The following is a 14,048-nucleotide window of genomic DNA, read 5'->3' as shown; positions in this document are numbered from 1 at the left end:
GGCGCTCAGCGGTGCAGCTCGGCCAGCAGGTCGAGGAACTCGTCGGCGACGGTCGGCGCGACGGCGACGGCCAGCGGATCAGCGAACGCCGTCCCGGGCAGCCCGGCCAGCACCAGCCCCGCCTCGGCGGCGACCAGCGCCCCGGCGGCGTGGTCCCAGGGGTTGAGGTCCAGCTCGTAGTAGGCGTCCACCCGGCCCGCGGCGGCGGCGCAGAGGTCGAGCGCGGCGCTGCCGAACCGGCGGATGTCCCGGACCCGCGGCAGCAGCGCGGCCACCACGGCGCCCTGCGCCCGCCGCTGCTCGACCCGGTAGCCGAAGCCGGTCGCCACCAGGGTCTGCTCGAGGGACGGCGGCCGGCTCCCCGTCAGCCGCACCGGGTCCGCCCCGTCCACGGCGAGGTGGGCACCCCCGCCGGCGGTGGCGGTGAACAGCTCGCCGGTCGCCACGTTCAGGACCGCGCCCGCGCGCACCACCCCGTCGACCTCCGCGGCGACCGACACCGCGTAGGCCGGCACGCCGTAGAGGAAGTTGACCGTCCCGTCGATCGGGTCGACGACCCAGCGCACGCCGCTCGTGCCAGGGCGGGCCGCACCCTCCTCCCCCAGCACGCCGTCGTCGGGGCGCGCGGCGAGCAGCCGGTCGACGATCAGCCGCTCGCTGGCCTTGTCCACGGCGGTGACGACGTCGACCGGGCTGGACTTCACGTCCACCTGCTCGGCGGCGCCGGCCCGGCCGCGGCGGACCAGCGCGGCGGCCTCCCGCGCCGTGGCGGTGGCGAGGGCCAGGAGGGCGTCCGGGGCGGGGGTCGCGGCTGACCCGATCGGGGTGGTCACGACACGATCGTGCCGTAGGCGGGGCGGCACGCGGGGGTGATCACTAGCCTGTCCCTCGTGCAGGGCTTCGGCGTGGACATCGGCGGCAGCGGTATCAAGGGGTGCCTGGTCGACCTCGACAAGGGGCAGCTCATCGGGGAGCGGGTGCGGATCGAGACCCCGCAGCCCTCGCTGCCCGACCCCGTCTACCGGGTGGTCGCGGAGATCGTGGGCAGCTTCGGCTGGACGGGCCGGGTGGGGGTGACCTTCCCCGGCGTCATGAAGAGCGGGGTCGCGCACACCGCGGCCAACGTGGACAAGAGCTGGATCGGCACCGACGTCGACGCCGGCATGTCCGCGCTCATCCCGGGCACCGTGGAGACGCTGAACGACGCCGACGCCGCCGGGCTGGCCGAGATGCGCTACGGCGCCGGCCGCGACCGCCGGGGCGTGGTGCTGATGCTCACGTTCGGCACGGGCATCGGCAGCGCGCTGTTCGTCGACGGGCACCTCGTGCCGAACACCGAGTTCGGCCACATCCAGGTCGACGGAGAGGACGGCGAGCGGCGCGCCTCGGCCGCCGCCCGCGAGCGCGAGGAGCTCGGTTACCCCGAGTGGGCGCAGCGCGTGGACCGCTACCTCGACGTCCTCGAGGCGGGCCTGTGGCCCGACCTGATCATCGTCGGCGGCGGGGTGAGCAAGAAGGCGCACAAGTGGGTGCCGCTGCTGTCCACCCGGACGCCGGTCGTCCCCGCGCAGCTCCAGAACGACGCCGGCATCGTCGGCGCCGCGCTGGCCGCCCACGAGAACCTGGAGCCCCGCGCCCACGGCTGACCGGCCCGTCGGCGGGACGGGTGGGGCCGCCGGGGCACCGCCGAGGTGGCCTCGACCGCACCGCGCCGCCCGGAACCGCTCGTCAGGGCGAGGATCGGAGGTCGAGGGCGGTGGAAAGCCCGGGAGCCGTCGTTACAATGGGGAACGCCCCAGCCCGCCGCCCTCCAGCCGGGAGGGATCCCCTGCCCGATCCGCGGCCAAACGCCGCGCCATCCGCCGGGATCTCCCGCTGTCCAGGACGGGGACCGGAGCCGCTACCCGGAGACCAGTCGGGCCCCCGGGGAACGACCCCAGCACGGGAAGGAACCCCTGAGTGCCCGCCGACAAGCCAGCACCGGACGCCGCCGCGAGCACCCCCAAGCGCTCCCGCACGGTCGCAGCCGGTACCCGTGCCCCCCGGGCCACCGCCGCGGTAGCCGAGGGCGCTCGCGCCAAGGCCCCGGCGAAGAAGGCGGCCGCGGAGCCGGCCGGCACCGCGAAGAAGGCGCCGGCGAAGACCGCGAAGGGTCGCACCAAGCCGACCATCACCCCCTCCCCGGGCACCGGCGAGGGCACCGTGCTGACCGCGGTGGCCGCCGACGGCACGACCGTCGCCGTCGTGGACGCCGGGTCGGAGGGCCTCAAGCTCGACGAGACCGTCGTCACCGGCAAGGACGGCGTCGAGGTCGCGGCCGAGGAGGAGACCGCCGAGTCCGGCGACTTCGAGTGGGACGAGGAGGAGGAGTCGGAGGCGCTGCGCCAGGCACGCAAGGACGCCGAGCTGACCGCCTCGGCCGACTCGGTCCGCGCCTACCTCAAGCAGATCGGCAAGGTCGCGCTGCTCAACGCCGAGGAGGAGGTCGACCTCGCCAAGCGGATCGAGGCCGGGCTCTACGGCGCCGAGCGGCTGCGCCAGGCCGAGGAGGAGGGCCAGAAGCTCTCCCCGCAGATGCGCCGCGACCTCAACTGGATCGTGCGCGACGGCGAGCGCGCCAAGAACCACCTGCTGGAGGCCAACCTCCGCCTCGTGGTGTCGCTGGCCAAGCGCTACACCGGCCGCGGCATGGCGTTCCTGGACCTGATCCAGGAGGGCAACCTCGGTCTGATCCGCGCGGTCGAGAAGTTCGACTACACCAAGGGCTACAAGTTCTCGACCTACGCGACGTGGTGGATCCGCCAGGCCATCACCCGCGCCATGGCCGACCAGGCCCGCACCATCCGCATCCCGGTGCACATGGTCGAGGTCATCAACAAGCTCGGCCGCATCCAGCGCGAGCTGCTCCAGGACCTGGGCCGCGAGCCCACCCCGGAGGAGCTGGCCAAGGAGATGGACATCACCCCGGACAAGGTGCTGGAGATCCAGCAGTACGCCCGAGAGCCGATCAGCCTCGACCAGACCATCGGCGACGAGGGCGACAGCCAGCTCGGTGACTTCATCGAGGACTCCGAGGCGGTCGTGGCGGTCGACGCCGTGAGCTTCACGCTCATGCAGGACCAGCTGACCAGCGTGCTGCAGACGCTCTCGGAGCGCGAGGCCGGCGTCGTCCGGCTGCGCTTCGGCCTGACCGACGGCCAGCCGCGGACCCTCGACGAGATCGGCCAGGTCTACGGGGTCACCCGCGAGCGGATCCGGCAGATCGAGTCCAAGACGATGTCCAAGCTCCGGCACCCCAGCCGCAGCCAGGTCCTGCGCGACTACCTGGACTGAGAAAGGACCCCGTCCTTCTCACCCCTCGCACGCTCGGGGCGAGCCTCGGGACGGGGCCACCGCGACGGGCCCGTTCCCCTGGGGACGGGCCCGTCGCGTCTCACCCGTCGGGTGGGACACGGGTTGGCGCCGACTCGTGTCGGGTAGACCGCGTACGGTGGGAGACGTTCAAGACAGCAGCGGACCCACGTCAGCCCGGCAGCCGGCCGGGACGGCAGCACGACCGGTACCACCCCAGTGACGTCCCCTGCTGGACCCGTTCCACCCGACCCGCACGTCACGGACTCATCTCGTTCCGCGAGTCCGCGACTGGTGACGAGGGCAACGGGAACACGAGGGGCCATCCTGGCGCTGTGCAGGAGGCCGATCCGCAGCCGCGGGTCCGTGCGGTAGAGAGCGAGTGATGAGCCAGATGACCCAGACGCTGACGACGACCCCGCCCACCGATGACCTCGTCGTTCCGTTCCACTGCGACCGCTGTGGGGCGCTGGCCAAGGTGCGCGTCGTGCTCGCCAGCGGTAGCGACCTCGTCTTCTGCGGGCACCACGCACGTGAGTACGAGTCCAAGCTTCGCGACATCGCCGTCGACATCATCGACACCGAGGGCGAGCAGCGCGTTACTGCGTGAGAGAACCGCTATCGTCGCGCCCGCGATGACAGCCAGACCCGACGACGCCGCCGTGTCCTCCACCCCGCCCCGTGCGGACGGAGGGCCGGCGGCTCCGTCGTCTCCGGGGACCCCCGGTCGACGGCCCCCGGAGGACCACCCCATGCCCGAGCAGCACCCCGCGCACGACGAGACCGTGCGCATGCCCGCCGACGGCGGGAGCTCCCGTCCGCCCGTGGACGGCCCCCGTCCCGGTGGCGACGAGGTGCCTCCGGCCCCGGCGACCGGCAGCTTCGCGGCCGTCGGCGGGGAGGCCGACGACACCCGACCCGTGCCCCGCGACTGGCTGAGCGGCGCCCCGGACGCCGAGGGCTCCGCCGACGGCGGGCAGCACGACACCCGGGCCGTCGAGGATGCCGTCCCGCCCGCGGGGCCGTCCGGCGGCGACGACGTCGGCACGCAGCCGGTGGACGGTTTCCCGCGCACCGTCCCGGGCGGCCCCGACGGCCCCGACGCGCCGGGCAGCCCGTGGTGGCGCCGCCGGGCCGTGCTGGTGCCGGTCGGTGCGGTCGCCGCCCTGGGCGCGGTCTACGGCGCCGACCTGCTCCTCTCCTCGGGCGACGTGCCCCGGTCCACCGTCGTGGCGGGGGTCGACGTCGGTGGTCTCTCCCCCGCGGCCGCGGCCGACCGGCTCGAGGAGGAGCTCGCCCCGCGCGTGGCCGCCGACCGGCCGGTCCTCGCCGACGACGTGGAGGGCACCTTCTCCCCCACGGCGTCCGGCGTCGCCCTGGACGTCGAGCGCACCGTCGACGTGGCCGACGACCAGCCGCTCAACCCGTGGACCCGCGTGGTCACGTTGTTCTCCGACCGCGAGGTCGACCCGGTCCTGAGCACCGACCGGGAGGCCCTCGACCGCGGGCTGGCCTCGATCGCCGAGCTCGTCGACGTGCCGCACACCGACGCCACGATCGCCATCGAGGGCACCACGCCCAGCGTGGTGCCGCCGGCCGAGGGCCGCGCGCTCGACCGTGACGGCGCCGAGCGGGCGCTCACCGAGGCGCTCTCGGCCGGGGAGCCCGCCGACGAACCGGTCGAGCTGCCCGTGGAGGTCGACCCCTTCGACGTCGACGCCGACGAGGCCCAGCGGGTGCTCGACGAGACCGTCGTACCGGCGCTGTCGGCACCGGTGACGGTCGGCGGTGAGGGCGAGACCGCGGAGGTGCCCGTCGGGGCCATCGCCGCCTCGCTCACCTTCACGCCCACGGAGGAAGGCGAGCTGCAGGTCGGGCTGGACCCGGTGAAGCTGGGCGAGTCCCTGGGCGACGAGCTCGGCGTCTTCGGGACGCCGGCCAAGGACGCCACCTTCCAGGTGTCCGGCGGTGCGGTGCAGGTCGTGCCCTCCGAGGACGGCACCGGCGTCGACCCGGCGCGCCTGGCCGAGCAGCTGCTGCCGGTGCTGACCGCTCCGGCGCCGCGCACGGTGACCGCGGAGCTGGGCCCGATCCCGGCCGAGTTCACCACCGAGGAGGCCCAGGCGCTGGGCATCCGCGAGGAGATCAGCAGCTTCACGACCAACATCGGCAACGCGAACAGCGGCGAGAACATCCGCGTCGTCGCCGAGGAGGTCGACGGCGCGCTGATCCTCCCGGGCGAGACCTTCAGCCTGAACGGCTACACCGGCCCGCGCGGGACGGCGCAGGGCTACGTCGAGGCGACCGTCATCCAGCGCGGCGAGCTGGCCAAGGCCGTCGGCGGCGGGATCAGCCAGTTCGCGACGACGATGTTCAACGCCGTCTTCTTCGCCGGCCTCGAGGACGTCTACCACAAGCCGCACAGCTTCTACATCAGCCGCTACCCGGCCGGTCGGGAGGCCACCGTCTACGAGGGCGTCATCGACCTGCAGTGGCGCAACGACAGCGACACCGGGGTCTTCGTGGACACCCAGTGGACGCCCGGCTCCATCACGGTGACGTTCTACGGCACCAAGCGCTACGACATCGAGTCGGTCAGCTCCTCGCGCACGAACCACCGCGAGCCGGCGGTCCAGCAGAAGGTGGACGACGGCAGCTGCATCCCGCAGCCCGGCGTCCCCGGGTTCGACATCACCGTGACCCGGATCTTCAAGGACCCGGCGACCGGCGCCGAGCTCAAGCGGGAGAACTTCAACACCCGCTACCAGGCCGAGGCGATCATCACCTGCGTGCCGCCGGGCGGCGATCCCGCCGCCCCGGCCGCGGACGCGCCGGCACCGGGCGGCGGCTGAGCTGACCGGGCGCCCCGGCGGCGGGCTCGCTCCTCCGGGGGACCGGCCGGGCGCCGTCGGCCGCGCGGACGTGCACACTGGGCGGGTGAGCGCCGTGCTGCCCGGGGGCTCCCCGGCGCCGGCCGGGGACGCACCACCGGTCCCCCCGCCGATCGAGGGGGGCACGCCCGACGGCGTGCCGGTGCACCCGGCGCCCGACGCGCTCGACCCCGACCCCGGCCGGGACGAGCGGCGGCCCGGCCGGCTGGCGTCGTGGCCGGCCGTGATCCGCGTGCCGCTGGAGGTGCTGGGCCACACGCTCGCCAAGGCGTGGAAGGACCGGATCCTCGGCCTCTCCGGGGAGGCCGCCTTCTGGCAGATCCTCTCCGTGCCCCCGCTGCTGATCGGGCTGCTGGGCTCGCTGGGCTACCTGGGATCGCTGATCGGCGACGACGCGGTCCGGCAGATCGAGGACAAGCTGCTCAGCGTCTCGGCCGAGGTGCTGACCTCCGACGTCGTCGACGAGGTGGTCGCGCCCACGCTGAACGACATCCTGGGCTCGGGCCGGCTGGACATCGTCAGCCTCGGGTTCCTGCTGTCGCTGTGGGCCGGCTCGTCGGCGACGGCCACCTTCATGAACACGATCGTCATCGCCTACGACCAGCGCGACATCCGCGGGCCGATCCGCACCCGGCTCAAGGCGCTCTGGTTGTTCGTGATCGGCATGCTCGTCGCCGTCGTCACGCTGCCGCTGCTGGTCCTCGGCCGCGAGGTGCTGGTCGCGCTCTTCCCGCGCACCTGGCAGCCGGTGGCGACCGTGCTGATCAACGGCATCTACTGGCCCGTGGTGCTGGCCGGCCTGGTCCTGGCGCTGACCAGCTTCTACCACGTGGTCCTGGCCGATCGGCTGCCGTGGCGGCGGCACCTGCCGGGCACGATGCTCGCGGTCGGCTTCTTCCTCGTCGCCGCCCTGGTGCTGCGCGCGTACGTGGCCGACATCCTGACCGCGGCGCTGCCCTACGGCGCACTCGCGGCCCCGATCGGCGTCCTGCTGTTCCTGTTCTTCTTCGGCATGGCGGTGCTGCTGGGCGCCGAGCTCAACGCCACCATCCAGGCCCGCTGGCCGGCCCCGCTGCGGCGGCACGACCGGCGACGGCGGCGCCGGCGGGCGGCCAAGCTGGCCGAGGAGGCCCGCCGCCTCGGCCGCGCCTGACCTGCCTACTCCTTGCGGAGCTGCTCGTAGACCTCCTTGCAGGCCGGGCACACCGGGCTGCCGGGCTTGGGGCTCTTCGTGACCGGGAAGACCTCGCCGCAGAGCGCCTCGACCAGGGTCCCCATGACCGCGCTCTCCGCGATCTTGTTCTTCTTGACGTAGTGGAAGACCTCGTTGGCGTTGCCGGTGTCGCCCTCGCGGACGTCCGGCCGCTCGAGGATGTCGCTGCTGCTCACGGGTTCGCTCCCTGTCGTCGGCCGTCCTGCACCGCCATCCATGATGACAGGGTGCAACCCTCTCCCCTCGCCCCCGTGCTCTCGCCCGAGGTCGCCGACGCGCTGAACGCCGGCCGTCCCGTCGTCGCCCTGGAGAGCACCCTGCTCGCCCACGGTCTCCCCCGGCCGGACAACCGGACCGCCGCCGACGACGTCGAGGCCGCGGTGCGCGCCGGCGGAGCCGTGCCCGCGACCATCGCCGTGCTGGACGGCGTCCCGCACGTGGGGCTGACCGCCGCGGAGGTCGACCGCGTCTGCGCCGACGAGGGGCTGGCCAAGCTCGGCGTGCGCGACCTGCCCGTGGCCGCCGCCCTGGGCCTCAGCGGGGCGACGACGGTCTCCAGCACCGCCCTGCTCGCCGAGGCGGCCGGCATCGCGGTGTTCGCCACCGGCGGGCTCGGTGGCGTGCACCGCCACGCGAACGACACCTTCGACGAGTCCGCCGACCTGACCGCGCTCTCGCGCACGTCGCTGGCCGTCGTCTGCGCCGGCGTCAAGTCGATCCTCGACGTCCCCGCCACGCTGGAGCGGCTGGAGTCGCTGTCGGTCACCGTCGTCGGCTTCGGGACGACCACCTTCCCCGGCTTCTACGTGGCCGACTCCGGCGCCACGCTGGACTGGGCGGTCGACTCCCCCGAGCAGGCCGCCGCGGTGCTGGCCGCGCGCACCCGCACCGCGCCGGGAGCGGTGGTCGTCGCCAACCCGCTGCCCGCCGACGAGCAGCTCGACCCGGTGCTGCACGACCGGGTCATCGCTGACGCGCTGGCCGCCGCGGAGGCCGCCGGCGTCCGCGGCAAGGCCGTGACCCCGTTCGTCCTCGACCACCTGCACCGCGCCAGCGAGGGAGCGACGCTCGCGGTGAACGTGCGGCTGGTGCTGCGCAACGCGGAGCTGGCCGGCCGGATCGCCGCGGCGCACGCGGCGCTGCGCTGACGCCGGTGCGCCCGGTCGTCGTCGTCGGTGACGTCTGCACCGACGTCGTGGCGGTGCTGCGCGGCGAGCCCGCCCCGGGCTCCGACCGGCCGGCCGCGATCACGACGCGGGGCGGCGGCGCCGGGGCCAACGTCGCCGCGCACCTGGCCGGGCTCGGCGTGCCGGTGCGCCTGGCCGGCTGCATCGGCGACGACGCCGCCGGCGCCGGGCTGAGCGCCGAGCTGGGCGGCGCGGGCGTGCAGCTGGCGCTGCGCACCGTGGCCGGGACGCCGACCGGCACGATCGTGAGCCTGGTGGAGCCCGACGGTCAGCGCAGCATGCTGGCCGACCGCGGCGCGAACCTGCGGCTGCGGCCCGACGACGTCCCGGCGCCGGGGCCGGGTGATCACCTGCACCTGTCCGGCTACACGCTGCTGGACGACGGGCCGCGGGCCGCCGGGCTCGCGGCGCTGCGCGCGGCCGTGGCCGCCGGGTGCACCGTCTCGGTGGACCCCGCCTCGACCGGGCCGCTGGCCGGCTACGGGGTGGACCGCTTCCTCGAGGACACGACCGGTTCGACCCTGCTGCTGCCCAACGAGGACGAGGCCCGGCTGCTGACCGGCTGCGCCGACGCCGAGCGGGCCGGACTGGCGCTGGCCGCCCGCTACCGGCTGGTCGCGGTGAGCCTGGGTGCCGACGGGGCGCTGTGGGTCGAGGGCACGACGGTGGTGCACCGGACGGCGCACCCGGCGGCGGTCGTGGACACCACGGGCGCCGGTGACGCGTTCGCGGCCGGTCTGCTGGCTGCCTGGCTGGCCGATCCGGGGGCCGCACCGGCCGACGTGCTGGACGCCGGGCTGGCGCTGGCCGCGCGGGTCGTGGCCCGGCCCGGCGCCCGCTGAGTGATCGGCGGCACATCCGGCCGGTCGTGACCTGTTCGTGATCGACAGCGATGATCACCGGCCCTAGGTTAGGCAAGCCTCACCTACGGAGCCCGGTGTCACGACGGCGCCGCTCCGCGACCCGGAAGGACACCATGCGTCGCGCATCACGGCTGGCCGCGCTCTCCGCCGCCGCCCTCCTCGTCGGCGGGCTCGCCGCCTGCTCCTCGGACTCCGACTCGTCCCCCGACGAGGCCGGGGCCGCGGAGGACTTCTCGCCGATCACCATCGAGCACGCCTTCGGCACCACGACCATCGAGTCGAAGCCCGAGCGCATCGCCACGGTGAACTGGGCCAACCACGAGGTGCCCCTGGCGCTCGGCGTCGTGCCGGTCGGCATGGCCGCGGCCAACTTCGGTGACGACGACGGCAACGGCACCCTGCCCTGGGTCGAGGAGAAGCTCGAGGAGCTGGGCGCCGAGACCCCGGTCCTGTTCGACGAGACCGACGGCATCGACTTCGAGGGCGTGGCCGACACCGACCCCGACGTCATCCTCGCCGCGTACTCCGGGCTGACCCAGGAGGACTACGACACGCTCAGCGAGATCGCGCCGGTCGTGGCGTTCCCCGAGGCGCCGTGGGCCACCTCGTGGCGCGACGTCATCGAGCTCAACGCCGCCGGCATGGGCATGGCCGAGGAGGGCGAGGAGCTGGTCGCGAGCCTGGAGCAGGAGATCGCCGACACCGTCGCCGAGCACCCCGAGCTCGAGGGCAGGTCGGCGATGTTCATGACCCACGTCGACACCACGGACCTGAGCGAGGTCAGCTTCTACACGCCGTTCGACACCCGCGCCGCGTTCTTCGAGGACATGGGCCTCACGACGCCGGCCAGCGTGCAGGAGGCCTCGGCCGACCCGGAGGCCTTCTCCGGCACGGTGAGCGCCGAGCAGGTGGACGCGTTCGACGACGTCGACCTCATCGTCACCTACGGCGACCAGTCCCTGGTCGACGCGCTGAACGCCGACCCGCTGCTCTCGCAGATCCCGGCCGTGCAGAATGGGGCGATCGTGCTGCTGCCCGACACCCCGCTGGGCACCGCCGCCAACCCGACCCCGCTGGCCATCTCGTGGGTGCTCGAGGACTACGTCGCGATGCTCGCCGAGGCAGCCGGCAAGGCCCAGTGACACTGTCCCCGTGACCCAGGTCCACCCCGCCCCGACCCCGGACGCCGCCACCGCGCAGCCCCCGGGGTCGGCGCGACGTCCGGCACCGGTGCGGATCCTCTGGCTGCTGGTGGTGCTCGGCGTGCTCGCCGCCCTGCTGATCGCCTCCGTCGCGATCGGCTCGCGGGCCGTCGGCTGGTCCGACATCGTCGCCGGCCTCGGCGGGTCGACGGACAACCTCGGCCAGGCCGCGGTGAGCAAGCGCGTCCCGCGCACCGTGCTCGCGCTGCTGGTCGGGGCGGCGCTCGGCATGTCGGGCGCGGTGATGCAGGGCGTGACCCGCAACCCGCTGGCCGACCCGGGCATCCTCGGGGTCAACATGGGCGCCTCCCTCGCCGTCGTCGTCGGGCTCGCCTGGTTCGGTCTGTTCTCGGCGACCAGCAAGATCTGGGCGGCGATCGCGGGGGCCGCCCTCGCGGCGGTCTTCGTCTACGCCGTCGGCTCGCTCGGCCGCGGCGGGGCCACCCCGCTCAAGCTGGCGCTGGCCGGTGCGGCGACGTCGGCGGCGCTGGCGTCCTTCGTCACCGCGGTCGCGCTGCCGCGCGGCGACATCGCGGAGAGCGTCCAGTCCTGGCAGGTCGGCGGCGTCGGCGGCGCCACCTTCGACACCATCGCGCCGGCGGTGCCGTTCCTCGTGGCGGGGTTCGCCATCAGCTTCCTCTGCGCCCGCGGCCTCAACTCCCTCGCCCTCGGCGACGAGCTCGCGGCCGGCCTCGGCGAACGGGTCGCGCTGGTGCGCGGGATCGCCGCGCTGGGCGCGGTGCTGCTCGCGGGGGCGGCCACCGCGATCGCCGGCCCGATCTGGTTCGTCGGCCTCCTGGTCCCCCACGTGTGCCGCCTGCTGGTGGGGGTGGACCACCGCTGGCTGCTGCCCTTCTCCGCCCTCGCCGGGGCCTGCCTCCTGACCGCGTCCGACGTGCTCGGGCGGATCGCGGCCCGGCCGAGCGAGCTGGACGTCGGGATCATCACGGCGCTGATCGGGGCGCCGTTCTTCATCGCCATCGTGCGCCGGCAGAAGGTGCGCGAGCTGTGAGCGCCGGGCTGGTGGCCCCGGCGTCCGCGGTCGACGTCGTCGTCCGCGGACGGGTGCGCCGCGGGGCCCGCCGGCGGGTCGTCGTCGCCGTGCTCGCCGTCGCCGTCGTCGTGCTGTTCGCGGTGACCCTGATGGTCGGGCAGACGTTCTACCCGCCGGGTGACGTGCTGCGGGTCATCGCCGGCGAGCAGGTGCAGGGCGCCTCCTTCACCGTCGGCCGGCTGCGGTTGCCGCGCGCCGTCCTGGCCGTCGTGGCGGGGCTGTGCTTCGGCCTGGCCGGCACCACCTTCCAGACGATGCTGCGCAACCCGCTGGCCAGCCCGGACGTGATCGGCATCAGCACCAGCGCCGGGGCCGCGGCGGCCGTCGGGATCGTCCTGCTCGGCCTGAGCGGCACGGCCGTCTCGACGCTGGCCATCGGCGCCGCCCTGGGCGTGGCCCTGCTCATCTACACGCTGGCCTTCAAGGACGGCGTGGCCGGCACCCGGCTCATCCTCATCGGCATCGGCATGGCCGCGATGGCCTCCAGCGTCACGTCGTACGCGCTGTCCGAGGCGGGGAGCTGGGACTTCCAGGAGACGCTGCGCTGGCTGAACGGCAGCCTCAACGGGACGACGTGGGGTGCGACGGTGCCGGCGCTGCTGGCGCTCGTGCTGCTCGGACCCGTGCTGCTGACCCAGACCCGCAACCTCTCCGCCCTCCAGCTCGGCGACGACACCGCGTCGGCCCTGGGGGTCCGGGTCGAGCGCACCCGGCTCCTCGCGATCGTCGCCGCGGTCGGGCTGATCGCCTTCGCCACCGCGGCGTGCGGCCCGATCGCGTTCGTCTCGTTCCTCGCCGGTCCGATCGCGGCGCGGATCATCGGACCGAACGGCTCGCTGCTGGTGCCCGCGGCGCTCGTCGGGGCGCTGCTGGTGCTGGTCGCGGACCTCGTCGGCCAGTTCGCCTTCGACACCCGCTTCCCCGTGGGCGTGGTGACCGGCGTGCTCGGCGCCCCGTACCTGATCTACCTCATCGCCCGCTCGCACCGCACCGGAGGTTCGCTGTGACGACCGACCACTCGCTGTCGGCCGAAGACCTGACCCTCGGCTACGGCGAGCGCACGGTCATCGCGGACCTCGACCTGGTCGTGCCGCCGGGGCGGATCACCGCGATCGTCGGCGCCAACGCCTGCGGCAAGTCGACGCTGCTGCGCTCGATGACCCGGCTGCTGCCCCCGCGGGCCGGCCGGGTGCTGCTCGACGGCGCGGCGGTGCACCGGATGCCGGCCAAGCAGCTGGCCCGCACGCTGGGCCTGCTCCCCCAGTCGCCGATCGCGCCCGAGGGCATCACCGTCGCCGACCTGGTGGGGCGCGGGCGCAACCCGCACCAGGGCATCTTCACGCGGTGGCGCACCGAGGACGACGTCGCGGTGGCCGCGGCCCTGCAAGCGACGCAGACGACGGAGCTGGCCGACCGGCCGGTCGACGAGCTCTCCGGCGGGCAGCGGCAGCGGGTCTGGATCGCGATGGCGCTGGCGCAGCAGACCGACCTGCTCCTCCTGGACGAGCCGACCACGTTCCTCGACGTGAGCCACCAGGTCGAGGTGCTGGACCTGCTCACCGACCTCAACCGCTCCCGCGGGACGACGATCGTGATGGTCCTGCACGACCTGAACCTGGCGGCGCGCTACGCCGACCACCTGGTGGCCATGTCGGCCGGGCGGGTGCACGCCACCGGCACGCCGGAGCAGGTGCTCACCGAGGACTGCGTCCGCGCCGTGTTCGGCCTGGACAGCCGCGTCATCGCCGACCCGACGTCGGGCAAGCCGCTGATGCTGCCGCTGGGCCGGCACCACACCGCTGCGCCGGCCGCCACCGCGGTGGAGGGCTGACCTCAGCCCTCGATGACGCGGACGGGCCGGTTCTCCAGGACCCGGTCGGGCCGGGCCTGGTAGCGGTTGACGTGCTGCTTCTTCTTCGGCGGCCGGTCGTTGGCCATGATCACCGCGATCCAGGGCAGCACGGTGCCGAGGAACGCCAGGACGATCATCAGCCACACGGTCTGGTAGAAGACCGCCGCCAGGACGAGGGCCACCACGCGGATGCCCATGGTGATGGCGTACCGCTTCTTGCGGGCGGCGTGCTGCTCGGCCTGGCTCACCTCGGCCTCGGTGATCAGCACCGGCTCCGCCCGGCGCGGCCGCGGGAACTGCTGGCTGGTGGCCACGGGCGTCCATCCCTCCGCTGACCGGCTCGCCGGGGCGAGTGCCCCGGCGCTGCCCCGGATCCGCGCCCCATGGTGCCACCGCGACGGCGGCGGTGCAGGCACCCCCGGCGTCAGCGGCCGG

At 74.3% G+C, this 14,048-nt stretch carries 14 protein-coding genes; 11 read left to right on the top strand and 3 right to left on the bottom strand.

All coding sequences use genetic code 11. The features are described 5' to 3' along the window. Positions 1 to 5: 5 nt before the first annotated feature. The gene (locus DQ241_RS05820; RefSeq protein WP_233492230.1) at positions 6 to 833 is read right to left on the bottom strand and encodes an inositol monophosphatase family protein; all 828 of its coding nucleotides are present in this window, start codon (positions 831 to 833) and stop codon (positions 6 to 8) included. 57 nt (positions 834 to 890) lie between these two features. Here DQ241_RS05820 and ppgK point away from each other — a divergent pair, with 57 nt between their 5' ends. The 5 genes from ppgK (at position 891) to DQ241_RS05795 (ending at position 7,395) form a co-directional block, all read left to right on the top strand. Further along, on the top strand, positions 891 to 1,646 hold the full coding sequence (ppgK, locus tag DQ241_RS05815; RefSeq protein ID WP_199584118.1) for a polyphosphate--glucose phosphotransferase: 756 nt from the start codon (positions 891 to 893) through the stop codon (positions 1,644 to 1,646). Between the two features lie 313 nt (positions 1,647 to 1,959). Beyond that, positions 1,960 to 3,333: an RNA polymerase sigma factor gene (locus DQ241_RS05810; RefSeq protein WP_113829219.1), complete on the top strand. Its 1,374-nt coding sequence runs from the start codon at positions 1,960 to 1,962 to the stop codon at positions 3,331 to 3,333. A 403-nt stretch (positions 3,334 to 3,736) separates the two neighbouring features. Next, the gene (locus DQ241_RS05805; protein ID WP_113829448.1) at positions 3,737 to 3,961 is read left to right on the top strand and encodes a hypothetical protein; all 225 of its coding nucleotides are present in this window, start codon (positions 3,737 to 3,739) and stop codon (positions 3,959 to 3,961) included. Positions 3,962 to 4,103: 142 nt separating this feature from the next. Next, positions 4,104 to 6,203 (top strand): VanW family protein, encoded by a 2,100-nt coding sequence (locus DQ241_RS05800; protein ID WP_113829218.1) that lies wholly within the window; start codon positions 4,104 to 4,106, stop codon positions 6,201 to 6,203. 85 nt (positions 6,204 to 6,288) lie between these two features. Beyond that, positions 6,289 to 7,395, top strand: a complete 1,107-nt coding sequence (locus tag DQ241_RS05795) for a YihY/virulence factor BrkB family protein (protein ID WP_113829217.1) — start codon at positions 6,289 to 6,291, stop codon at positions 7,393 to 7,395. Positions 7,396 to 7,400: 5 nt separating this feature from the next. Here the strand turns inward: DQ241_RS05795 and DQ241_RS05790 are convergent, their stop codons facing one another. Continuing rightward, complete coding sequence (locus DQ241_RS05790; protein WP_199584116.1) at positions 7,401 to 7,631, bottom strand: DUF3039 domain-containing protein; 231 nt, start codon at positions 7,629 to 7,631, stop codon at positions 7,401 to 7,403. A gap of 51 nt (positions 7,632 to 7,682) precedes the next feature. On the opposite strand from DQ241_RS05790, the gene DQ241_RS05785 reads away from it, so the two are divergent. From DQ241_RS05785 to DQ241_RS05760, 6 genes are all read left to right on the top strand, one after another. Then, positions 7,683 to 8,603: a pseudouridine-5'-phosphate glycosidase gene (locus tag DQ241_RS05785; RefSeq protein ID WP_199584114.1), complete on the top strand. Its 921-nt coding sequence runs from the start codon at positions 7,683 to 7,685 to the stop codon at positions 8,601 to 8,603. A gap of 5 nt (positions 8,604 to 8,608) precedes the next feature. Beyond that, a complete protein-coding gene (locus tag DQ241_RS05780) occupies positions 8,609 to 9,484 on the top strand; it encodes a carbohydrate kinase family protein (protein ID WP_233492229.1) in 876 nt (291 codons plus the stop codon). Between the two features lie 134 nt (positions 9,485 to 9,618). Next, on the top strand, positions 9,619 to 10,647 hold the full coding sequence (locus tag DQ241_RS05775; RefSeq protein ID WP_113829213.1) for an iron-siderophore ABC transporter substrate-binding protein: 1,029 nt from the start codon (positions 9,619 to 9,621) through the stop codon (positions 10,645 to 10,647). A gap of 10 nt (positions 10,648 to 10,657) precedes the next feature. Continuing rightward, a complete protein-coding gene (locus DQ241_RS05770) occupies positions 10,658 to 11,719 on the top strand; it encodes an iron ABC transporter permease (RefSeq protein ID WP_113829212.1) in 1,062 nt (353 codons plus the stop codon). Then, positions 11,716 to 12,768, top strand: coding sequence for an iron chelate uptake ABC transporter family permease subunit (locus tag DQ241_RS05765; RefSeq protein ID WP_113829211.1), 1,053 nt, complete (start codon positions 11,716 to 11,718; stop codon positions 12,766 to 12,768). The genes DQ241_RS05770 and DQ241_RS05765 overlap by 4 nt, the downstream gene beginning before the upstream one ends. Next, positions 12,765 to 13,592: an ABC transporter ATP-binding protein gene (locus tag DQ241_RS05760; protein WP_113829210.1), complete on the top strand. Its 828-nt coding sequence runs from the start codon at positions 12,765 to 12,767 to the stop codon at positions 13,590 to 13,592. Before DQ241_RS05765 ends, DQ241_RS05760 begins: the two co-directional genes overlap by 4 nt. Positions 13,593 to 13,594: 2 nt before the next feature. On the opposite strand, the gene DQ241_RS05755 is transcribed toward DQ241_RS05760, so the two are convergent. Then, positions 13,595 to 13,927 carry a DUF3099 domain-containing protein gene (locus DQ241_RS05755; RefSeq protein WP_113829209.1) on the bottom strand — a complete coding sequence of 111 codons (333 nt, stop codon included), beginning with the start codon at positions 13,925 to 13,927 and terminating at the stop codon, positions 13,595 to 13,597. Positions 13,928 to 14,048 lie beyond the last annotated feature (121 nt).

This window comes from Blastococcus sp. TF02A-30 (genome assembly GCF_003319185.1).
In the GTDB taxonomy this organism is placed as follows: domain Bacteria; phylum Actinomycetota; class Actinomycetes; order Mycobacteriales; family Geodermatophilaceae; genus Blastococcus.
Note: the sequence above shows the minus strand (reverse complement) of the source record. Positions and strands in the feature narration are given on the sequence as shown.

What these genes read in the sequence shown, in the direction of transcription:
- DQ241_RS05805 (WP_113829448.1), top strand. Translation starts at nt 3,737, where the DNA reads ATGAGCCAGATGACCCAGACGCTGACGACGACCCCGCCCACCGATGAC.
- DQ241_RS05800 (WP_113829218.1), top strand. Translation starts at nt 4,104, where the DNA reads ATGCCCGAGCAGCACCCCGCGCACGACGAGACCGTGCGCATGCCCGCC.
- DQ241_RS05775 (WP_113829213.1), top strand. Translation starts at nt 9,619, where the DNA reads ATGCGTCGCGCATCACGGCTGGCCGCGCTCTCCGCCGCCGCCCTCCTC.